We start from the raw sequence: 19,970 nt of genomic DNA on the forward strand, positions 1-19,970 counted from the left end.
GGTTCGCTACTTGCCGGTCGGCGCCGAGCCCCCTCGACGCCGGCGGGGGATCCCGTTGCGGGCGCCCGCAAGTCTCACTGCCGATGCCGGTCCGAGCAGCTCGTTACGGGCGTTGCGAGCCTGTCGCACCGGGCGGATTGCTCGTACCCGTGACGTTTGCGGCAACCGGTCCCGGGTAGCTCGCCCACCGGACCAACCGGCAAGCCGGCGCGGCCGCTCGGCCGCGCCGTGTTCGGGCCGGAACAGCGTAGGACCCGTCGGTCGAGGGAGCGGATATGAAAGCTGTGACGTGGCAGGGCAAACGCAATGTGCAGGTATCCGATGTGGCCGACCCGCGGATCCAGGAGCCGGGTGATGCCGTCGTCCGGGTGACCTCCACCGCGATCTGCGGATCCGATCTGCACCTGTACGAACTACTCGGCCCGTTCATGTCCGCGGGCGATGTGCTCGGGCACGAGGCAATCGGGGTGGTCGAGGAAGTCGGTTCCGAGGTCACGAACCTCTCGAAGGGGGACCGGGTGGTGGTGCCGTTCCAGATCAGCTGCGGGGGTTGCGTGATGTGCCGGCAGGGGCTGATGACCCAGTGCGAGACCACGCAGGTGCGGGATCAGGGGTGTGGCGCGGCACTGTTCGGTTACTCCAAACTCTACGGTCAGGTGCCGGGTGGCCAGGCCGAATACCTGCGGGTGCCGTATGCCGATTTCACCCATATCCGAGTGCCCGACGGTCCCGCCGACACCCGGTATCTGTTCCTGTCGGATGTACTGCCGACCGCGTGGCAGGCCGTCGAGTACGCCGCCGTACCGGACGGCGGATCGGTGACCGTCCTCGGGCTCGGCCCGATCGGCGAGATGGCGGCGCGGATCGCACACCATCGCGGGTTGCGGGTGATCGGCGTGGATCTGGTCGCCGAACGGCTGGATCGCGCTGCCGCCCACGGTATCGACACTATCGATCTGGGTGCCGTGGGTGGTGGCCTGGTGGATGCGGTACGCGACCGCACCGACGGCCGGGGCAGTGATGCGGTGATCGAGGCGGTCGGTATGGAGGCACACGGATCACCGGTGGCGGCCGCGGCGCAGCGGATGGTGTCGTACCTGCCCGATGCGGTGGCCGCGCCGGCGATGAACACTGCGGGTCTGGATCGGCTCGCCGCATTGCATTCGGCGATCGATATCGTCCGGCGCGGCGGCACGATCTCGATTATCGGTGTGTACGGCGGGATGGCCGATCCGCTGCCGATGCGGGTGTTGTTCGACAAACAGATCCAGTTGCGGATGGGCCAGGCCAATGTGAAGCGCTGGTCCGACGATATTCTGCCGTTGCTCGGCGACAGCGATCCGCTCGGCGTGGACAACTTCGCGACCCACCACCTGCCCCTGTCCGCGGCGCCCGAGGCATACCGCATGTTCCAGGCCAAGGACGACGGCGCGATCAAGGTCGTGCTGGATCCCGCCGCCTGACGAACTTCGTCGCCCGACGGTCACGCGATCGCGAGGTATCCTGCCAGGCCGATTCCACACAACGCCACCCCGATCCGCATTCCGGCGGGTGGCAGCCGGGCGACCAGCGCAGGTCCGAACCAGCCGCCCGCGAAGGCGCCGATACCCATGGCGGCCGCCGCGAGCCAGTGCACAGGGCCGAAGACCGCGAAACCGGCCGCGGCAACCAGGTTGGCAACTCCGGTCAGCACGCTTTTGAGAACGCTGGCCCGCCAGATCGTCTCGGAGGTGCAGACCAAGATCAGCGCCAGGAACATCACGCCCGCACCCGCGCCGAAATACCCGCCGTAGAGCGCGACGACGGCGGTGGCGAGCGGGTACAGCCGGGGAAAGGTGCGGTTGCCCGCGAGTGCCCGCAGTTTCGGTTGCAGGAGCAGGCTCGTCGATGCGAGCGCAATGAGGACCGGGACGACGGCGTCGAAGACTTCGGCGGGTGTGGTCAGCAGCAGTATCGCGCCGCCGAGCCCGCCGAGTGCCGCGCACCCGGCATGCAGGACGAGCGACCGTGCGTCGTCTGCTACCGCCGCACCTGCTTTCGCCGTGGATCCGGCGCCGACTGCGACCATGGCGACGGTGTTGGTCACATTGGCCGATACCGGGGACAATCCGGCCGCCAGTAGTGCGGGATACGAGATCAGCGAGGCGATACCGGTGACGTAACCGACTATTCCGGCGAAGAATCCGGCGACCGTGACAAGTCCGACGGTGAGCACGGTCAACGGTGATGGTCTCCTGTATGGAACGGGCCCGTTCGATGGTCGCCGGAGAGGGCGGCTGCCGCCGCGCGGGCATTCATCCGACGACTTGCGGCAGCATATCGCGCTCAGGAATGAGCTACACGACGAGGATATTTGGGACGAAAATTCAGAATGTCTCAGTTCGGCTTGAACTCCGGAGCAAAGTGCGGAATACCTATTAGCGGAGTTGCGATGTCGCGACAGCGGCACGGGATCGAAGGAGACACCTATGCGCACATTCACCGGCAAGGACGAAGTTCTGGCAGCAGTGGGGGAGACTCTCGGCACCAGCGAGTGGGTGGAGGTCACCCAGCAGATGGTCGACCAGTTCGCCGAGGCGACCGGCGACCACCAGTGGATCCATGTCGACCCGGAACGGGCGAAACGGGAGAGCCCGTTCGGCGGGCCGATCGCCCACGGCTATCTGACCCTGTCGATGCTGCCGCTGCTCGGTTCGCAGATCTTCGCGTTCGAGAACGCGAAACTGGGAATCAACTACGGCTCCAACAAGGTCCGGTTCCCGAGTCCGGTGCCGGTGGGCGCGAAGGTCCGTTCCACCGCCGTACTGGCGGATGCCACCGAGGTATCCGGCGGTGCGCTGCAACTGGTCGTGCAGCACACCGTCGAGACCGAGGGTGGCGCCAAACCCGCGTTGATCGCGGAGGCGGTGAGCCGGGTCGTGTTCTGATCTCCGGTGGTACCGGCGCCGGTCAGTGATCGGCGTCGGTGAACCGGATGATCCCGCGGATATTGCGGCCTTCGAGCATATCGGTGACTCCTTCGTTGATCTGCTCGAGCGAGTATTCGCGGGTGATCATATCGCCGAGTCCGAGATCGCCCAGCTTGTAGAGTGCCAGGACCTCCGGGATCAGCAGTTGTGGGTTTCCGCCGCCGAACAGGGTGCCGCACAGGCTCTTCTGCTGGAAGGTCAGCGCCGAGAGGTTCATCCGGGGATTGGTTTCCGCGGCGTCACCGGTGGCGGCGAGTACACAGCTGCCGGCCTTGGCGGTGATCCGCATCCATTTGGCCAGATCGTGGCCATCGCACCGGCCGACCGCCACGATCACCGTGCGGCACATCTGCCCGCCGGTGATCTCTTCGATGGCGCCGATCGCGCTATCGATATCGGAGTAGGTGTGGGTGGCCCCGAACTTCGCGGCCTGCGTGCATTTGGCCTCGACCGGGTCCACCGCGAAGATCCGCCGCGCCCCGGAGATCACGGCGGCCTGTACCGCGGCCGTGCCCACCGCGCCGGCGCCGATCACCGCGACATCTTCCCCGGGCCGCACCGTGGCGGTGTTGACCACGGCGCCGTATCCGGTGGTGACACTGCAGCTGGCGAGGCAGGCGATATCGAACGGGATGGTGGGGTCGATCTTGACCACCGAACTCTTGTGCACCACCGCGTAAGGGGCGAAGGCGCCGATCAGGGAGGTGGGGTGCACATCGTGGCCGCGGGCCCGGATGCGGAAGGTGCCGTCGGATACGGCGCCCCGGGTGAGCAGCTCCTGTCCGCGATCGCACAGGTTGTGGTGACCCGATAGGCAGGATTGGCACATCCCGCAGGCCGGGATGAACGAGAAGACCACATGATCGCCCACCGCGAGCTGGTCGACTCCGGCACCCACTTCGGTGATCACTCCGGCGCCTTCGTGCCCGCCGAGGATCGGGAACTCGGCGGTGGGGACATCACCGCTGGCCAGCCGCTGATCGAACTGGCACAGGCCGGCGGTTTCGACGCGGACCTTCACCTCGCCCTGCTGGGGATCGCCGATCTCGATCTCCTCGACCGACCACGGCTGCGCGTAATCCCAGATCAAAGCACCCTTGGATTTCATCGGCTTCCCTAACTGTCGTGACGGTCGTGCACGTGGTCCACGGCAGTACCCAGGTTGCCTGATAATGCCGTTCTCGGAAAGTGTTATATCGAATTTTCCTACGGTTTTCCGCACGACCCGCACGAGAACCCGCCCCGGCGCCTCGCGGAGCGCGCCGCGGCGGGCTGCTGTCAGTACTGCGCCGAACCGAGATCCACCGAGATACTGCCGGCGGTGACGAACCGGGATTCCTCGCTCGCCAGCCAGCACACCGCGTCCGCGATATCCTCCGGCATCGCGATCCCCTCCGGCAGTAGCGGAGTGTTCATCCCGGTCAGCTGCCCGTTGGTCTCGGCGGCCCGGGTGAGGGCGCCGACCATATCGCCCGAACCCATCGGTGTGGCCACCGGCCCGGGGGCCACGCTGTTGACCCGGATCGAATGCTTACCGAGTTCGGCGGCGAATGCCCGCGCCATCCCGGTGACGGCATGCTTGCTGGAGGTGTAGTGGACCATGAACGGCTGCATGGCCACCCCGGACGCCGAACTGATGAGTACGATCGACCCGCCGCGCCCGCCGTCGATGATGTGCTGCGCGCCGGCCATCACCGTGTTCCAGGTTCCGGTGACATTGGTGTCGATCACCGCCTGGAACGATTCCGGGGTGATGGTGTCCCAGGGCTCGGGCGGGCATATCCCGGCGTTGGCCACGATCACATCGAGGCGGCCGAACCGGGCGACCCCCTCGTCCACAACTGTGCGCAACGCCGCGAGATCACGGGTATCGGCGACGGCGGCGAAGATTTTGCCGCCGGCACCCTCCACCAGGCGTACGGTTTCGTCGAGATCGTCCGGAGTCGCGGAATCGTAGGGCACCGCGGGCGGCAACGGTGCGCACAGGTCGACCGCGATGATTTCGGCGCCCTCCGCCGCCAGTCGCTGCGCGTGCGCGCGGCCCTGGCCACGCGCCGCCCCGGTGACGAAAGCTACTTTGCCGGATAGTCGACCGCTCACTTGCCCTACTCCTGTCGTTACGGGAAACGTCCGACCATTGTGGGCCGACAGGTGTTCCACGCGCACAGGCCGGGGCTCCCCGACGGGCCGGGAACCGCCCGCAGCAGCGCTGCGGGTCTCGTTCGCGGCCGAAATACACTACTCCGACAACGCTTTCAGCGCGATCTCGGCGAGTTCCGGCCGGCAGATGAGCAGATCGGGCAGGTACGGATCGGGCCGGTTGTAGCGAAGCGGGGATCCGTCGAGCCGGGACACATGAAGCCCGGCCGCGAGCGCGACAGCGACCGGGGCGCAGGAATCCCATTCGTACTGCCCGCCCGAATGGGCGTAGATATCGGCCTCCCCGCGCACCACCGCCATCGCCTTGGCCCCGGCCGACCCCATCGGAACCTCGGTGGCCGACAACCTGGCCACGAGTTGGATGACCTCGAAAGAGGGGCGGCTGCGCGACAGTGCGACCCGTACGGTGCCCGGGGGCGGCGGGGGAGCGAGTACCGGCGGCCGGCCGGTATGCAGGACCACGCCCGCGGACGGGAGCGCGACGGCGCCGGCCACGGGTTCGCCGTCCACCGCCAGCGCCACGTGCACCGCCCAGTCCGGCCGGCCCGGTTCGCCGAACTCCCGGGTGCCGTCGAGGGGATCGACGATCCATACCCGGGAACGTTCGGTCCGGGCCGAGTCGTCGGGGGACTCTTCGGAGAGCACGGCATCCGCCGGTCGCAGTTCGGCCAATCGGTCGAGCAGCAGACGGTTGGATCGCAGGTCACCGACCCGCCCGCCGAGTTCGCGGATCGACAGGAGCAGTTCGCCGGCCTCTTCGGCCAAGGTTGCGGCGAGGGTGTGATCGTCCATGGGGATCCTTCCTGGCGGGCGTTGCCGTCCGGATCCATATAACACGCCTGCGCCGGGCGCCTCGCCGCGCGGTTACTGTACGGCCGGCGGCGCGGCGGCCCGTGTCCGGCCGGGGCCGGCGGCCGGTACGGGCGCGACGGGCCTGACGTCAGAAGGCCATGAACAGGATCTGATCCCGGGTGTAGTCGTGGCCGGGGTGGTTCTCGGTCAGGTGTTTGCGCACGTTCTCGACGAGTTCGTCCTCGTTCGCGCCGGTCAGGTGTTCACCGCAGGGGCAGTTGAGCTGGGTTTTCATCGGCTGTCCTTTCGTCATGGGGAGATAACGCCGCTCAGCGTAATAGCCGGGGCGCCACGATGACGACCGATCAGGCCCGCTGCACCGCCATCCGTTTGATGCCGTGGACGAAATCGCTGTGCACGTACTCCGGTTTGCCGAGTACCACTTCGGGGACGCGGGTCAGCAACTCGTGGAACAGCAGCCGCAACTGCATCCTGGCCAGCCAGGCGCCGAGGCAGAAATGGGCGCCGCCGCCACCGAACCCGGAGTGCGTATTCCGGGTCCGGGTGATATCGAAGATATGCGGATCGTCGAGTGCGGTATCGTCGCGGTTGGCCGAACAGTAGAACAGCACGAGTTTTTCGCCGGCCCGGATCCGGGTGCCGGCGACTTCGGTATCGGATACCGCATGGCGGGCGAAATGCAGTATCGGTGTCGACCAGCGGATGAATTCCTCCACCGCGCCGCCGATTCGCGCGTCGAAATCCTCCAGTAGCCATTCCCGTTGAGCGGGCCGGTCCACCAGTGCCTGAAAAGCATGGGAGGTCGCCTGTTTGGTGGTGTCGTTACCGGCCGAGGCCAGCAGCACCATGAACGCCCCGATCTCCTCGTCGGTGAGCCGATGACCGTCGACCTCGGCGGCGATGATGGCAGACATCAGATCGTCGCGCGGCTCCGCACGCCGCAACCGGGCCAGATCGGTTCCGGCGCGGTGCAGAATCCCGAACTGCGCCATGAAGAATTCCGCGCGCTCTTCCAAGGCGGCGTACTCGTCGTCGCTCGAGCCGAACATGGCCTCGGCGGCCTGGGCGACCGCATCACGTCCGGCCGGATCGATGCCGATCATGTCCGAAATAGTGCGCATGGGAAGTTTGCGCGAGACGCTGTCGACGAAATCCACCGGCGCGCCCGAGGAGAGGTCCGCGAGGAATTCGCCGACGATCTCGGCGGCATTGGCCCGGAGCTGGGATTCGATACGCCGCACCTGCTTCGGCGTGAACGCCGAACTGATCAGCCGCCGGTAGCGAGTGTGCTGCGGGGGATCCATGGTGAGGAAGAACGTGGTGGGCCGCTGCAGCTCGATGGGCATCGGATCCATACTGATACCCAGTGCCGAGGTGAACAGCTCGGGATGGCGGCTGACGAAGGCGATATCGTCGTGCCTGGTCACCGCCCAGTAGCCGGGTTCGGAATGCGGGAACACCGCGGGCGGCGGTGCGTGCCAGGTGAGTCCGGGTTCGGTACGCAGTTGCGCGAACACCTCGTCGCGGGCATGGAAATCCCGGGCCCAGAACGCGGGCTGGGAAATATCGAGCCGGTGGTAGCGGCGCGAGGTGGCGGGCGCGCTGTCGATAGGGCTCATGAGCGACTCCGAGCTCGGTGATCCATGGTGCGCGCGCGGAACAGGCTGAGTGCGCGCGAGTCGTAGAAATACTCTAGAGCGCCATTCCTTCCCGGGCGGCGGCTTCCGGCGAATCCAGATGCGCCCGGCGCACCCGTTGCAGGAACTCGTCCAGCGGCGCTTCGTCCGGCGCCTGCGGCAACACGGTGACGGCGGTAGCGAAACGATACTCGTAGTCGGCGACGATCCGGTGAACGGCTTCGGCTGCCGGATCCGTCTCGATTGCGGCGCCCAGTGCGTGGTATCGGTCGGGATCGGGAACACGGATCGGCAGCCTGCCGGTGGTGTACAGCTCGTAGCCCTGCCACAACAGGCGCAAGGTATGCCGGGCGTGCTTGGCCCGGCGCGCGGTCGTCGCCTGCGGCCGGGGGCCGGTCAGTCGGCGGAATTGGCTCGTGGCGTACCCGAAGAACGCCTCGCGCACCCGGTCCGCGGCCAGGAAGCAGGTCCGCAATTCCACCAGTTCCCGGCCGAATTCGGAATCGGCGGTGTAGCCGTCGAGCCAGAGGATTTCGGTCGCGGTGGGGTTACACGAGAGCATGAGCCGCATGGCCTTGCCGACTTCGTGATAGGTCGCATCGGCACCGGCGCGGCCCTGCCGGGTCTGCCGGGCCGGTGGATGCAGGCCCAGCAGGTTCCGGGTCGGCTCCACATAGATTCCGGCGTAGTCGATATCACTGGCAGGACCGGCCAGACCGTAGGCCGTCGAACCGACCACCCCTTCGAGCAGCAGATCGTGCGTGTGGTTCATCCGTGGTCCTCCTTCGTATCCCACCGGAGTGCGGTGCCCGGCGCGTGAGCGCACCTGTCCCCGGCGCCGTCCCCAGATGATCATGATCGACCGGACGTGGTGTGGCCAATGATTTTTCGGCGTCTACCTGCGCGGACGCGGGTAGAGGAAATATTCTTCGAATGTTTCTCCGCCCGGCGATGAATTCGCGGCGGTGCTTCCGTCACCACTGTCGAGCCCTACCTGTCGACGTCGCACCACACCACAACCGGATAGAGAGAAAACCGATGGCAGATTCGTCGTTCAGCGCGCCGGACGCCGGCCGCCCCCCGGCCGGGGTCGATACCTCGCGGGCCGGTATCGCCCGCGTCTACGATGCCAGCCTCGGCGGCAAAGACAATTTCGAGGCCGACCGCCAGGCGCTCGACGCAGTCCTGGAGATCGCGCCCGGTATGTGCGCGGTTTCGCGCCGGAACCGGGCCTGGCTGCGCCGGGTGCTGCGGTACCTGGCCGGGGTCGTCGGTGTGGAGCAATTCCTGGATGCCGGTGCCGGACTGCCCACCGTGAGCAATACTCACGACATCGCCCAGCTGGTGAATCCGTGGGCGCGGGTAGTCTACCTGGACAACGATCCCATGGTCAGCGCGCACGGCCGGGTGCTGCTGGAAACCAACGAGGACACCGTCTACCTCCACGGCGACCTCACCGATCCCGCGGTGCTCGGGCCGGACTCGTCGGTCTGGCGCTACCTGGACCAGGACCGGCCGGTCGCGGTGGTCCTGGGCTCCGTCCTGCACCACCTGCCCGATTCCGCGGATCCCGCGGGCATCGTGGCCCGGGTGGTGGAGGCGCTGAGTCCGGGGTCGTATGTGGCGATTACGCATTTCTGGGATCCGGGCGAGGATTCCCCGGATCATGAGCTCGCGCGTGAGGTGGAGCGGCGTTTCGTGGAGAAGGGTCTGGGTTCGGGCTGGTACCGCACCCGCGCGGAGATCGAATCCTATTTCGCGGGGCTGGAATTGATCGATCCGGGCGTGGTGCCGCTCGACGAGTGGTGGCCGTCGGGGCCGGTGCGTCCGCCGGAGACCACCGAGGAGCGGTTGATCCTGGGCGGGGTGGGTCGTAAGAGCGGGCTCTTGGCGGTGCAGTAGACACCGTGCGGTAACAGTATTCTCTTGATTGGAGAATTGTCTTATACTTCCGCTGGACCGGCTGTCCGGCGGAAGGCGACGGAGCGCGACCCCGGACGGCACCGCACCCGCCGGAACTGGATAGATGCCGTGATCTCGTCGAACCAACCATGGACAGTGGCCGAGGCGCCCGATCAGTCGGGCCGTACCGCAGTGGTGACCGGATCGAACACCGGTATCGGCCTGGAGGTGGCGCGCGGGCTGGCTCGCCGTGGCGCGCGCGTGATCCTCGCCTGCCGCAACGACACCGCGGCCGCGCAAGCCAAGCGCGATATCGAGGATTCGGTTCCGGGGGCCGATATCCGCACCACACATATCGATATCGGTAGCCTCGCCTCCATTGCCGATTGTGCGCGCCGCCTGCACACCGAACTGCCCCGGCTCGACCTACTGATCAACAATGCCGGTGTCGTCACCGGTACCCGGACATTGACCGTCGACGGTTTCGAAAGTGATTTCGGGATCAACTTTCTCGGCCATTTCGCGCTCACCGCGCAACTGATCGATCTGATGACTGCCGCCCCCGCCGCACGGGTGGTCAGTGTCGGTAGTCTCAGTCATGGTCGCGGCAACGCCGAACTGGACTTCGACGATCTGCAGTCCGAGCACAGTTTCGGCCGTCTCGTCACCTATTCGCGGTCGAAAATGGCCGCCACGACGTTCATGGTGGAGTTGCAGCGCCGGTTCGCGGCCGCCGGTGCGCCGGCCCTGTCGGTCGGCGCCCACCCCGGCGGCGTGCGGTCGACCATTCTGCGGGAACAGAGCATCGTTGCCCGGATCGCCTACAGCGGCATCGTGATGACCCTGGCCCGCCTGTTCACCCAGACGCCGGAACAGGGCGCACAGCCGATTCTGCGGGCCGCCCTCGACCCCACGGTCGAGGGCGCCGGCTTCTTCGGCCCCGCACACCGCGGCGGGCTGGTCGGCCCCCCGATCGCCGTGCCCGCCGCGCCGTCGGCACACGACCCCGAAATCGGCCGCCGGCTGTGGGCGGTGGCCGAAGAACTGACCGGCGTGGAATTCACCCTCGGCACAACTACTCCGGCGACGCCGAGCGATAGCCCGGCCGCCCGGCATATCGAATCATCCGTGGGGGAAGCGGCCGGCGAAGGCCCGGCGCTGGATCGGAGCCGATAACCGCACGGCCCCGATGCGGGCCTCGGCGACATCGATACGATGCGGCCGGGCGGGCCGCAGGACATACGCCGGTAAGCCGGCCCCGGTCGGCGTTCGACCGAGGCCGAGGGCGGGCCGGCGCGGCTGCTGTGCCGGTCACCGTCACCCGGACCGCAGCCGCGCTGTGTACAGCCGCCGGGGATCACCGTGGACTCAACGGCGGCGGATCAGGCCTTCCTGCATGGTGGTCGCGCACAACCGCCCGGACCGGTCGAGGATTTCGCCGTGGGCGAGCCCGCGGCCACCGCCGGCCCAGCGGCCGTACTGGTCGTGCAGGAACCAGTCGTCGGCCCGCAGCGGCGCGTGGAACCAGATGGAGTGGTTGACGGTCGCCACCTGGAGATCGCGGTCGCCGAGTTCGTCGCCGTGCGGGCCGGTGGCCGCCGAAAGCAACAGCAGATCACTCAGATACATCAGACAGGCTGCCTGCTCGAGCGGCGCATCGGGAAGCGGTGCCCGTGTTCGCAACCACACCCGTTGCCGAGCTGGGGCCACTTCGCCGCGCATAGCCTGCGCGCGGGCCGGTGGTTCTGGGAACCTGGCCTCGATACCGAGTGCGTCGAGGAAGAAGGAGGTCCATTTCAGGGCCTCGGGAAAGCCGGCGAAAGCCGTGGCGATATCGGGTAGTTCCTCGGGTCCGGGGGCGTCGAGAGTGGCGACCTGATGTTCGAGACCTTCCTCCGGCCGGTGGAAGGAGGCGAGCATCGTGAAGATCACCCGGTCGTTCTGGAGCGCCTCGACCCGCCGGGTGGAGAACGAACCGCCGTCGCGCACCGGTTCGACCACGAATTCGGTGGGAACGGTGGTGTCGCCGGGGAGCAGGAAATTGGTTTGCGCGGAATGGATCGGCCGGTCCGCGGGAGCGGTACGGCCCGCGGCCAATACGGCTTGACCCGCGACTTCCCCGCCATAGCTGCGCTGCCCGGGCCCGTCGTGGGTGCGTCCGCGGAACCGGTATTCGCCCAGGCGTTCGAGAGTGAGGCGGTCGGCCACCGATTCCGCGGGCCGCACGGTTTCCGGGCTCATGGCAACCTCCAGTGGTGCGCGGCCATGAGCCGCGGTGTTCGAGCGGGCGTATCGTGCCGCCGTTCCGGTCCGGCGTACGTACTGCGGCAGGGTTCGGCCCCCCGGTGCCGCGCTTATGCGCCGGGAAACATTATGGTGCGCGGTTTCCTTCGGTGCGCGCTGCCCCGGACGGCCGCGCCGCGGACGGCGGGGTCGTCCGCGGCGGGTTCATCGATTCACTTGGGCGCGAAGCGCATACCGGCGTCCAGGCGCAGGCACTGGCCGTTGAGCATGGGGTTGTCGACGATGGAGCAGGCCAGCTTCGCGTATTCCTCCGGCCGGCCCATCCGCTTCGGGAAGGCGTTGCCCGCGACCAGCGGTGTCACCATTTCTTCCGGTACACCGGCCAGGATGCCGGTATCGAACAGGGATGGCGCGATGGCCAGCACCCGGACCCCGACCGAACCCAGATCGCGGGCCATGGTCAGCGCCATACCGGCGATACCGGCCTTGGCGGCCGTGTAGGCGACCTGCCCGATCTGGCCCTCGAACGCCGCGATGGAGGCGGTGTTGACGATGACACCGCGCTCGCCGTCGGCGTTCGGCTCGCCCTGGCTCATATGCCAGGCCTGCAAACGGTTGAGGTTGAAGGTGGAGACCAGGTTCAGGTTGATGATCTGCTGGAACGATTCCAGATCGTGCGGCCCGGTCTTGGACAACGTGCGCTTGGCGATACCGCCACCGGCGGTGTTGACCGCGATATCGAGCCCGCCGAGCTGTTCCACCGCCTCGGCGAGTACCGATTCGACGCCGGCGTGATCGGTGACATCGGCTTCGAAGAAGGAACCGCCGAGGTCGGCCGCGACCTTGCTGCCCTCACTGGCGGTGCGGTCGACGACGACAACTTTCGCGCCGCGGGCGGCGAGCAGTTCGGCACTTGCCCGGCCCATTCCGGAGGCGCCTCCGACGACGACTGCACGTGCTCCCTGAATCTCCATATTTCCTGTCCTTCTCGGTGTACGGCACAGACCATCGATGCCGATGGGGCCTGGTTACGTTATATCCGTCGAGGGAGCCCGCACCCAAGTGTTTCGCAGAAGTATCGGTGAAAGCGCTGATCAACCGCTCAGCCGCGGGGTGCGGTGTCGAGTGGATATCTGGCCGCGGCGCGGGCCCGGTCGCCGTAGTGGAAACAGGTCACCAGATCGTCGGCGACCTGGATCAGCAGATCGCGACCCTCCACCGCCCCGACCCATTCCGCCGGCAGCGTCGACAGTCCGTGCCCGGCGCCGAGGAGATTGCCGGCCACGGCGCCGGTGGAATCGGAATCACCGGAATGATTCACCGCGGCCAGCAGCGCACCCCGCACATCGCCGGTGTCCTGCGCGGACACGGCGCAGTAGACGGCCACCGCGAGACATTCCTCGGCGATCCAGCCTTCCCCGGCCCGTGCCACACCTTCCGCGGACCCCGGATCCGAATCGGCCAGCGATACCGCGAGCTCGAGCGCGTCGATCGTTTCCTGCGCGCCGGTGAACGTGCGCAGCAGCGCCACGACCTCGCGCACCGCCGTGCGTAATTCCATTCCCCGGATCGAGTGGTCGATGAGCGCCGCGAACGCGCCGGCGGCCAGGTAGCCGGTGGGATGACCGTGAGTCAGCTGGCCGCATCGGGCCGCGAGGTCGAAGGCGGCGGCCGGACCCGAACCGGTCAATCCGAACGGCGCCGAACGCATCACCGTCCCGCATCCCTTGGAATGGGAGTTCACCGGGCCTTCCGTGCCGAGCGGCCGCGGCGGCAGCAGCCCCGCGGATTGCCGCCGCAGCCCCGTCATACAGGCATTACCGGGTGCCCGGACCGCATAGAGGAACCGCTGAGCCGCCAGCCACCCGTCGGGGTCGGGTGCCGGGCTGGGTGACTGCTGAGTGTTCAACCAGCGCAGATAGGCGCGGTGCAGGGCGGGGAGGGCGTCGCTACCGGGCGGGCACCGCAGCAGGCCCTCGGCGGTGAACAGCGTCATCTGTGTGTCGTCGGTGATCGCCGCCGGTGCCCCGGGCTCGGGCCCGGGCAGGAACCCGGTGACACCCGGTTCGCCGTACCGGCGCAGGATTTCGGTCCGGGACAGGAATTCGATCGGCCATCCGAGAGCATCCCCGACAGCACCTCCCACCAGGGTTCCACGAACCTTGTCGACGAGGATCTCGTAGTCGCGCACGATCGCCGATCCTTCCAGCCCCGCGATTACGGGCCAACATATTTCGGTGCGGTGATACCACTCGCTACTCGCGGCGCCGGTGCAGGTGTTCGCGGCCGAGTTGCCGAGCGGAACCGCCCGCGGCGCGGCCCGGCGCTGGTGCGAGATACCGGGCATCGCCGCGCGGCGGGCTCGTTTACGCCGTGGCCTGCAGGTGGTGTGCGGACATCCCGACATCCGCCGGCCCCGAACCCACGAGCATTTTCTTGAACGCCGCCTGTTCCCGTAGTCCACGTTCCTCGGCACGCTGCCGGGCGGCCGGGCTGACCCGGGTGGTCGCGCTGCGTGCGAGGTTGACCGGGATGCGCACCATCGGATACCACGGCGGCATATACGGCCACAGGCCGAGCTTGCGCATGGCGCCCGGCCCGAGGTACATGCTGGAGATCGACAGATGCTGGGCGCGCGCGATCCGGCCGCGCAACCACGGCAGATTCGGATAGTTCCAGGTGAGCGGGTCGTTGGCCATCGGCAGGGCGAGCTGACGCGTGGTTTCGTCGGGATTCGTGATGGCTGTCATGGTGTGGTAGAGAATTCGGACGCTGTCGCGGAATCCGGTCGGCAGCCATTCGTCCGCAACGCCCATCAGCCGGCCCACGTAGCGGGCGAGGTGGGCCGCGGCCTCCCGGTCCTCGCGGGATGGCACGATACCCATTACCAGGCCGCCGACGAACGGCGCGATGAGCGCGCCCACCAGGGTCGCGGCCATATCCGTCTGGTTGATCGGCACACCCCATGCGCGCTGGTCCCAGTCGGGCATGGCGCCCACGTGCCGGCGGACCAGCGAATGGACGAACCGCACATGCAGGGTGGAACGGTAACCGGGTTCGAACTTGCCCATACCGTTCTGGACGTCGAGGGCCCACTGCATCGTCTCGGCGAACCGCTGGGCGGGCCCTTTCTCGAGCGCGCCGGTGCGCAGCAGCGTCTTGTTGAATCCGGACGCCAGGTACCCGCCGAGGAAGGATACGTCGCGCGCCAGATACAGCCCGTCGTAGCCGCCGCGGCGCAGGACCTGTTCGCCGCGGCGCAGCATGTCCTCGTCCAGCCAGTCCGGGGGAGTTTCGACGGTGGTGAAGAACTCGCGCAGCGGCTGCGGTGCGTCGGTGACCGAGTCGATACCGCCCGCCACGGCCTGTTCGAACAGTGGCCGGGTATCGGCCATCCCGGTGCGGATCATCCAGTCGACCAGGTCGTCCATCGCCCGGTCGCCGATCAGTAGCGATTCGCCCATGGCCGCCCAGCGCTGTGCGTCCGGTGCGCCGATACCCATCAGCATGGCGAACGGTTTCAACCCGGGCACAGGGACCGGACCGGACGGGTGTCGGGTGGGGATTTCGGCACCCGTGTCTGAAGAAGCCATGAAACGAATGTATTGAGTGCGTTACATTGTGTCAATGATGGGGTCTACGGTGAGACGGAGTGCAACATGAACGATTCCCGCCGATACGTCGTGATCGGGGGCGGGCTGGCCGGGCTCGCCGCGGCGGTATGGCTGGCCGAGGCCGGTAAGCAGGTGACGCTGCTCGAACGCCGCGCCCGGCTCGGCGGGCGTACCCAGGCGATGCAGGTCCCCGAGATCGGGGATGTTCCCGACAACGGCCAGCATGTGGTGGCCAGCGGCTACCGCAGCCTGTTCCGGTACCTGGAGAGTGTGGGTACGCGCGACTGTGTGGAGTTCCCGGGTGGCGGCACATTGCGCTGGCCGGGTGGCCGGGCGGTCCGTTTGCATACTTCGGGTCCGGGAGCTGTGCGCACACTGCTGGGTGCCCACCCCGACGCCGGCCCGCTGGACCGGCTGCGGGCATTGCGGGCCACTGTCCGCCTCGGCCGGCAGGCGCTGTTCCAGCCCGCGGATCTGGCCGATATCACCACCGAGCAATGGTTCGAACGCGTCGGTATGCCCGCGAAGGCCCGGGAAGCCCTGTGGGATTGGCTGGCCCTGGGGATCGCCGCCGAACCGGTGCAGCGCGAATCGGCGAAGGTGTTCGCCGATGTACTGGCCACCGGTATCCGGATCGGTGTACGGGATCGGGCCGGTGTCACCATCGGCTACCCGACGGTCGATCTGGATACGCTCTACATCACCGGCGCCGAACGGGTTTTCCAGAAATGCGGCGTGGACGTCCGGTACCGGTCGGTCGCCCGCAAGATCGTCGTCACCGACGGTCTGGTGACCGGTGTGCAGCTGGTCGACGGTACCGAGATCGCCGCCGATGCCGTGGTGTGCGCGGTCCCCAATTCGCGGATCCACGGCCTCCTCGACGATCTGCCCGAGCACGCCGAAATCTATGCCGCCGCGGACAAACTGGGGGTTACCCCGATCGTCAGCACCAACCTGTACCTGGATCGCCCGCTGGGTACGAAATCGGCGATGGAGGCCCTGATCGGCGGCACCGGTGTGATCGACGAGGTCTTCGACCGCCAGCGTATGCATCGGCGCACCCCGGACGGCTCCTGGCTGTACTGCCTCACGACCAGTGGCGCCTACGAGCAGATCCACAAGAGCAACGACGAGATCGTCACCGAGCAGCTGGCGTTGATCCGCCGCTACTATCCGGAGGCGCAGGCGGCGAAGCTGGTGCACGCCCAGGTCGTCAAAATGCCCAAGGCCACCTTCTCGCAGGCCGTCGGCACCTCCGGTTTACGTCCGGATCAGCGGACCTCGGTACCGAATCTGATGCTGGCCGGGGATTGGACCCGCACCGATTGGTCGGCCACGATGGAGAGCGCCGCGCAGAGTGCGGAGCGGGCCGTGCAGGCGCTACTCGCCCATACCCTGCACGAGGACCGGGACACAATGCAACGCGGACTATAATTCCGCTACATGTTCCGTACCTATGACGAAGTCGACGAGCGGATTCTGGACGCGACCCTCGGGCGGATTCTGCAGGTCGGCATCCGGCGGAGCAGTCTGGACGATATCGCCCGCCGCTGCGGCCTGAACCGGGTCACGCTCTATCGCCGCTTCTCCGGCAAGGATGCGTTGATCGAGGCGGCGCTGTCCCGGGAGATCGCGCGGGTGCTGGCGGAGGCGACGGCGATCGCGTCCACGACCGAGGGCACCGATGCGCAGATCGAGGAGACTGTTCTTTTCGTACTCCGGCTCACCCGGACCCATCCCCTGGTCACGCAGCTGCTGGCGGTGGCACCGGAGGAGGCACTGGGTTTCTACACCGTGCGTGGCGAGGAAATGGTGTCCCAGGGCATCGAATACATCGCCGGTGTGCTGGCGGCCGGTCAGGGCCAGGGGGTGCTGGCCCGCTACGATCCGCGGCCGGTCGCCGAACTCGTTGCCCGGATGGCGCATTCGCTGATGCTCACTCCTACCGCGGGGATCGATTTCGACGATGAGCAGGCGGCGCGGGCCTTCATCCGCAGCACCATCGTGCCGCTGATGAAGTACGGCATCCGGTCAGGGGGCGAGGATGCCGGTAGCGAGGGGCCGTCCCCGTCGGAGCGCGCGGTCGGGTCGTAGCGAGGCGGCCGGTACACGTGCGCCGGGCGCCCCGGATCCGTTACCGCTCGCACCGCGTCCTGGATCGGCTGTACCTAGGATCGACAACGACGAGGACCGATAAGGAGTTACCGCCGTGGCGAAGATAACCCGGACCACCGAGGTGTCCGACAGCATCGTGGTCGGCACCGACCCCGGTACCGCCTACGACGCGGTGAGTGATGTGACCCAGATGGGCCGCTGGAGCCCGGAGAATACGGGCGCGGCGGTCGCCGAACCGGGCCGGCCGGCGTATCCGGGAATGACCTTCGTGGGTGCCAACCGGCGCGGGGCGATGCGCTGGCATACCGAATGTACGGTGACCGTGGCCGAGCGGCCGGGCCGGTTCGTCTTCCAGGTACGCCGGTGGGGACTGTGGAAACCGTTGCTGCCGGTGGCCGTGGCGACCTGGGAGTACCGGTTCGAGGCCGTCGCCGAGGGAACCCGGATCACCGAGATCTGGTACGACGACCGCACCCACTGGCCCGATACGCCCGCCCTGTGGTTCGACCGGGTGGCCACCGGCAAGCGGGGTTTCGCCGAATTTCAGAAGGGCAATATTCGCCGGACTCTGGAGCGGTTGAAAGCGGAACTCGAGGCTGCAGGCTGAGCCGGGGGAGGGCTTCTACCTGCAATGGACAAGTGTCCATATCTCTGTTCGGGGGGCTGTCTATATAGCCTCTGAGCTGGTGTGATAAGGCCAATCAAGATCGCGGCGGCGTTGCTGGGCAATCGACCGATAGGTTCTTGACACCCGGTGTGACATCTATCTACTTTCGAACCCGCCCGCGGAAAGCGCCTCGGGCACTGACGCTTGTCGGCTCTTCCGGCCGCCCGCGCGCCGGCACTGCCGCGGCGAGTCGTAAGCACAGCTGTTCGGAGGTCGCTCTTGTCCGCAATATCTCGACGCGTATTCCTGGGAGGTGCCGCGGCGGCGGCCGGAATCACGGTTGCCGGTACGACAGTCGCGGCGGCGGACAGCACCCTGCGGATCCCGCGGCGCCGGACTCCGGTCGTCCGCGAGGACCATCGGGTGATAGTGGTGGGCTCCGGGTTCGGCGGCGGTATCGCGGCCTTGCGGCTGGCGCAGGCCGGTGTCCCGGTCCTGCTGCTCGAACGCGGAAAACGCTGGCCCACCGGCCCGAACGCGAATACCTTCGGTAATCCGCTGAACCCCGACAAACGACTACTGTGGCACGGTTCGGATCCGCAGTTGTTCGGCAAGCCGGTCGCCTTCGAGCCCTACACCGGCCTGCTCGACGCCGTCACCGGTGAGAATATGACCGCCCTGTGCGCCGCCGGACTCGGCGGCGGTTCCCTGCTCTATCAAGGGATGTCGCTGCAACCGGCGGAGGCGGTCTTCAACACCCATTTCCCGCAGGAACTCGACTGGCGGCTGATGGATCGCGTGCACTATCCGCGGGTTGCCGCCATGCTGCAACTGGCGGTGGCTCCGGACGAACTGGTCGCGCACCCGAACTACAAGGCCGCGCGGATATTCGCGCGTAATGCCGCGGCGGCCGGGTTACCGGTATCGAAGATCCCGATGCCCATCGACTGGAGCTACGCGCTGGCCGAAACGCGCGGTGAGATGACGGCCTCCTACACCAACGGTGCCGGGGCATTCGGTGTCAACAACGGGGGCAAGCATTCCGTCGATGTCACCTATGTCGCGGCGGCCGAAGCCACCGGATCGGTCGACGTCCAGGTGATGCACAACGTCACCGATGTGGAACGTGGTGCGGACGGTCGCTGGATCGTGCACGTCGACCAGACCGACGAAAACGCCCGGGTACTGGCGAAAAAGGTGTTCACCACCAAGGCGCTCATCATGGCCGCGGGTAGTCTCAACAGCACCGATCTGCTCATGCGGGCCGGCGGGAAAGGGTTGATCCCGGATCTGCCCGACGCGCTCGGCGCGGGCTGGGGAACCAATGCCGACCGGATCTACACCTGGACCGACCTGGCCGAGGGGTTCGGCGCCGAACAGGGCGGGCCGGTCGTCTTCGGCAGTCTGAACTGGAACGACCCCGCCTCCGCGCATACCGTGGTGCAGGCCTCGATCCCGCCGCTGGGAATGGACGCCCGCACCACGATGCTCGTCGGATACGGCGTGAGCGATGCGCGCGGCCGCTTCGTCTACGACTCGGCTGCCGACAGCGCCCGGTTGTCCTGGCCCGCGGACGGCGACGCGGCGATCCAGTACGGGCATATCGAGAAAACCGTGCAGGCGATCGCGGGTCCGGCGTCGGTGCTGGGCGATACCAATCGCGCCTTCCCGTCGACCTGGCATCCGCTCGGCGGCGCCTGTATGGGTTCGGTCTGCGATCTCGACGGGCGAGTGCTGGGCCAGCGGGGGCTCTACGTTCTCGACGGTGCGCTGCTACCGGGTAACGCCGCCGCCTGTAATCCGTCGATGACCATCGCTGCGGTGGCCGAACGGGCGCTGGACAATCTGGTCGCCCGGGATGTGGGCACCACGATCTGAAGGCAGACGGGCGGTATGGGGTGTGGCGGTT

19 protein-coding genes are annotated in these 19,970 nt (G+C 67.4%); 8 read left to right on the forward strand and 11 right to left on the reverse strand.

The window, feature by feature from the left end; all coding sequences use genetic code 11:
- The first annotated feature begins 275 nt into the window (after positions 1 to 275).
- Positions 276 to 1,463, forward strand: a complete 1,188-nt coding sequence (locus ON22_RS11535) for an alcohol dehydrogenase catalytic domain-containing protein (protein WP_033242831.1) — start codon at positions 276 to 278, stop codon at positions 1,461 to 1,463.
- A gap of 20 nt (positions 1,464 to 1,483) precedes the next feature.
- Here the strand turns inward: ON22_RS11535 and ON22_RS11540 are convergent, their stop codons facing one another.
- Entirely contained in the window at positions 1,484 to 2,221 is a 738-nt protein-coding gene (locus ON22_RS11540) for a sulfite exporter TauE/SafE family protein (protein WP_033242832.1), read from the reverse strand.
- Positions 2,222 to 2,468: 247 nt separating this feature from the next.
- Between ON22_RS11540 and ON22_RS11545 the strand changes: the two genes are divergently transcribed.
- A complete protein-coding gene (locus ON22_RS11545) occupies positions 2,469 to 2,927 on the forward strand; it encodes a MaoC family dehydratase (RefSeq protein WP_033242833.1) in 459 nt (152 codons plus the stop codon).
- 22 nt (positions 2,928 to 2,949) lie between these two features.
- Here the strand turns inward: ON22_RS11545 and ON22_RS11550 are convergent, their stop codons facing one another.
- The 6 genes from ON22_RS11550 to ON22_RS11570 all read right to left on the reverse strand — a co-directional run bounded on the left by ON22_RS11550 (position 2,950) and on the right by ON22_RS11570 (position 8,351).
- Positions 2,950 to 4,077, reverse strand: a complete 1,128-nt coding sequence (locus tag ON22_RS11550) for an NDMA-dependent alcohol dehydrogenase (protein WP_033242834.1) — start codon at positions 4,075 to 4,077, stop codon at positions 2,950 to 2,952.
- A 170-nt stretch (positions 4,078 to 4,247) separates the two neighbouring features.
- On the reverse strand, positions 4,248 to 5,069 hold the full coding sequence (locus ON22_RS11555; RefSeq protein ID WP_033242835.1) for a mycofactocin-coupled SDR family oxidoreductase: 822 nt from the start codon (positions 5,067 to 5,069) through the stop codon (positions 4,248 to 4,250).
- Between the two features lie 138 nt (positions 5,070 to 5,207).
- Complete coding sequence (locus ON22_RS11560; protein ID WP_033242836.1) at positions 5,208 to 5,921, reverse strand: 3'(2'),5'-bisphosphate nucleotidase CysQ; 714 nt, start codon at positions 5,919 to 5,921, stop codon at positions 5,208 to 5,210.
- A gap of 148 nt (positions 5,922 to 6,069) precedes the next feature.
- Complete coding sequence (locus ON22_RS35245) at positions 6,070 to 6,234, reverse strand: DUF1059 domain-containing protein (protein ID WP_373280855.1); 165 nt, start codon at positions 6,232 to 6,234, stop codon at positions 6,070 to 6,072.
- A gap of 52 nt (positions 6,235 to 6,286) precedes the next feature.
- Positions 6,287 to 7,561 carry a cytochrome P450 gene (locus ON22_RS11565; RefSeq protein WP_051157492.1) on the reverse strand — a complete coding sequence of 425 codons (1,275 nt, stop codon included), beginning with the start codon at positions 7,559 to 7,561 and terminating at the stop codon, positions 6,287 to 6,289.
- Between the two features lie 73 nt (positions 7,562 to 7,634).
- The gene (locus tag ON22_RS11570; protein WP_033242837.1) at positions 7,635 to 8,351 is read right to left on the reverse strand and encodes a nucleotidyltransferase domain-containing protein; all 717 of its coding nucleotides are present in this window, start codon (positions 8,349 to 8,351) and stop codon (positions 7,635 to 7,637) included.
- A gap of 266 nt (positions 8,352 to 8,617) precedes the next feature.
- Between ON22_RS11570 and ON22_RS11575 the strand changes: the two genes are divergently transcribed.
- Positions 8,618 to 9,481 carry an SAM-dependent methyltransferase gene (locus ON22_RS11575; protein ID WP_033242838.1) on the forward strand — a complete coding sequence of 288 codons (864 nt, stop codon included), beginning with the start codon at positions 8,618 to 8,620 and terminating at the stop codon, positions 9,479 to 9,481.
- Between the two features lie 129 nt (positions 9,482 to 9,610).
- The gene (locus ON22_RS11580; RefSeq protein ID WP_231508309.1) at positions 9,611 to 10,657 is read left to right on the forward strand and encodes an oxidoreductase; all 1,047 of its coding nucleotides are present in this window, start codon (positions 9,611 to 9,613) and stop codon (positions 10,655 to 10,657) included.
- A 192-nt stretch (positions 10,658 to 10,849) separates the two neighbouring features.
- Here ON22_RS11580 and ON22_RS11585 read toward each other — a convergent pair whose 3' ends face one another.
- The 4 genes from ON22_RS11585 to ON22_RS11600 form a co-directional block, all read right to left on the reverse strand.
- Complete coding sequence (locus ON22_RS11585; protein WP_033242839.1) at positions 10,850 to 11,722, reverse strand: acyl-CoA thioesterase; 873 nt, start codon at positions 11,720 to 11,722, stop codon at positions 10,850 to 10,852.
- A 215-nt stretch (positions 11,723 to 11,937) separates the two neighbouring features.
- Complete coding sequence (locus ON22_RS11590; protein ID WP_033242840.1) at positions 11,938 to 12,699, reverse strand: SDR family NAD(P)-dependent oxidoreductase; 762 nt, start codon at positions 12,697 to 12,699, stop codon at positions 11,938 to 11,940.
- A 128-nt stretch (positions 12,700 to 12,827) separates the two neighbouring features.
- Positions 12,828 to 13,916 carry an ADP-ribosylglycohydrolase family protein gene (locus ON22_RS11595; protein WP_033243093.1) on the reverse strand — a complete coding sequence of 363 codons (1,089 nt, stop codon included), beginning with the start codon at positions 13,914 to 13,916 and terminating at the stop codon, positions 12,828 to 12,830.
- 175 nt (positions 13,917 to 14,091) lie between these two features.
- Positions 14,092 to 15,318 carry an oxygenase MpaB family protein gene (locus tag ON22_RS11600; RefSeq protein ID WP_033242841.1) on the reverse strand — a complete coding sequence of 409 codons (1,227 nt, stop codon included), beginning with the start codon at positions 15,316 to 15,318 and terminating at the stop codon, positions 14,092 to 14,094.
- A 66-nt stretch (positions 15,319 to 15,384) separates the two neighbouring features.
- Between ON22_RS11600 and hpnE the strand changes: the two genes are divergently transcribed.
- The 4 genes from hpnE (at position 15,385) to ON22_RS11620 (ending at position 19,939) form a co-directional block, all read left to right on the forward strand.
- A complete protein-coding gene (gene hpnE, locus ON22_RS11605; protein WP_033242842.1) occupies positions 15,385 to 16,773 on the forward strand; it encodes a hydroxysqualene dehydroxylase HpnE in 1,389 nt (462 codons plus the stop codon).
- A gap of 9 nt (positions 16,774 to 16,782) precedes the next feature.
- A complete protein-coding gene (locus tag ON22_RS11610) occupies positions 16,783 to 17,433 on the forward strand; it encodes a TetR/AcrR family transcriptional regulator (RefSeq protein ID WP_051157494.1) in 651 nt (216 codons plus the stop codon).
- Positions 17,434 to 17,548: 115 nt separating this feature from the next.
- Entirely contained in the window at positions 17,549 to 18,061 is a 513-nt protein-coding gene (locus ON22_RS11615; protein WP_306306592.1) for an SRPBCC family protein, read from the forward strand.
- A 279-nt stretch (positions 18,062 to 18,340) separates the two neighbouring features.
- On the forward strand, positions 18,341 to 19,939 hold the full coding sequence (locus ON22_RS11620; RefSeq protein WP_081595507.1) for a GMC oxidoreductase: 1,599 nt from the start codon (positions 18,341 to 18,343) through the stop codon (positions 19,937 to 19,939).
- The last annotated feature ends 31 nt before the right edge of the window (positions 19,940 to 19,970 follow it).

This window comes from Nocardia carnea NBRC 14403 (genome assembly GCF_000308515.1).
GTDB classification, from domain to species: Bacteria; Actinomycetota; Actinomycetes; order Mycobacteriales; family Mycobacteriaceae; genus Nocardia; species Nocardia carnea.

What these genes read in the sequence shown, in the direction of transcription:
- ON22_RS11560 (WP_033242836.1), bottom strand. Translation starts at nt 5,921, where the DNA reads ATGGACGATCACACCCTCGCCGCAACCTTGGCCGAAGAGGCCGGCGAA.
- ON22_RS11565 (WP_051157492.1), bottom strand. Translation starts at nt 7,561, where the DNA reads ATGAGCCCTATCGACAGCGCGCCCGCCACCTCGCGCCGCTACCACCGG.
- ON22_RS11545 (WP_033242833.1), top strand. Translation starts at nt 2,469, where the DNA reads ATGCGCACATTCACCGGCAAGGACGAAGTTCTGGCAGCAGTGGGGGAG.
- ON22_RS11570 (WP_033242837.1), bottom strand. Translation starts at nt 8,351, where the DNA reads ATGAACCACACGCACGATCTGCTGCTCGAAGGGGTGGTCGGTTCGACG.
- hpnE (WP_033242842.1), top strand. Translation starts at nt 15,385, where the DNA reads ATGAACGATTCCCGCCGATACGTCGTGATCGGGGGCGGGCTGGCCGGG.
- ON22_RS11550 (WP_033242834.1), bottom strand. Translation starts at nt 4,077, where the DNA reads ATGAAATCCAAGGGTGCTTTGATCTGGGATTACGCGCAGCCGTGGTCG.
- ON22_RS11600 (WP_033242841.1), bottom strand. Translation starts at nt 15,318, where the DNA reads ATGGCTTCTTCAGACACGGGTGCCGAAATCCCCACCCGACACCCGTCC.
- ON22_RS35245 (WP_373280855.1), bottom strand. Translation starts at nt 6,234, where the DNA reads ATGACGAAAGGACAGCCGATGAAAACCCAGCTCAACTGCCCCTGCGGT.
- ON22_RS11610 (WP_051157494.1), top strand. Translation starts at nt 16,783, where the DNA reads ATGTTCCGTACCTATGACGAAGTCGACGAGCGGATTCTGGACGCGACC.
- ON22_RS11590 (WP_033242840.1), bottom strand. Translation starts at nt 12,699, where the DNA reads ATGGAGATTCAGGGAGCACGTGCAGTCGTCGTCGGAGGCGCCTCCGGA.
- ON22_RS11585 (WP_033242839.1), bottom strand. Translation starts at nt 11,722, where the DNA reads ATGAGCCCGGAAACCGTGCGGCCCGCGGAATCGGTGGCCGACCGCCTC.
- ON22_RS11535 (WP_033242831.1), top strand. Translation starts at nt 276, where the DNA reads ATGAAAGCTGTGACGTGGCAGGGCAAACGCAATGTGCAGGTATCCGAT.
- ON22_RS11575 (WP_033242838.1), top strand. Translation starts at nt 8,618, where the DNA reads ATGGCAGATTCGTCGTTCAGCGCGCCGGACGCCGGCCGCCCCCCGGCC.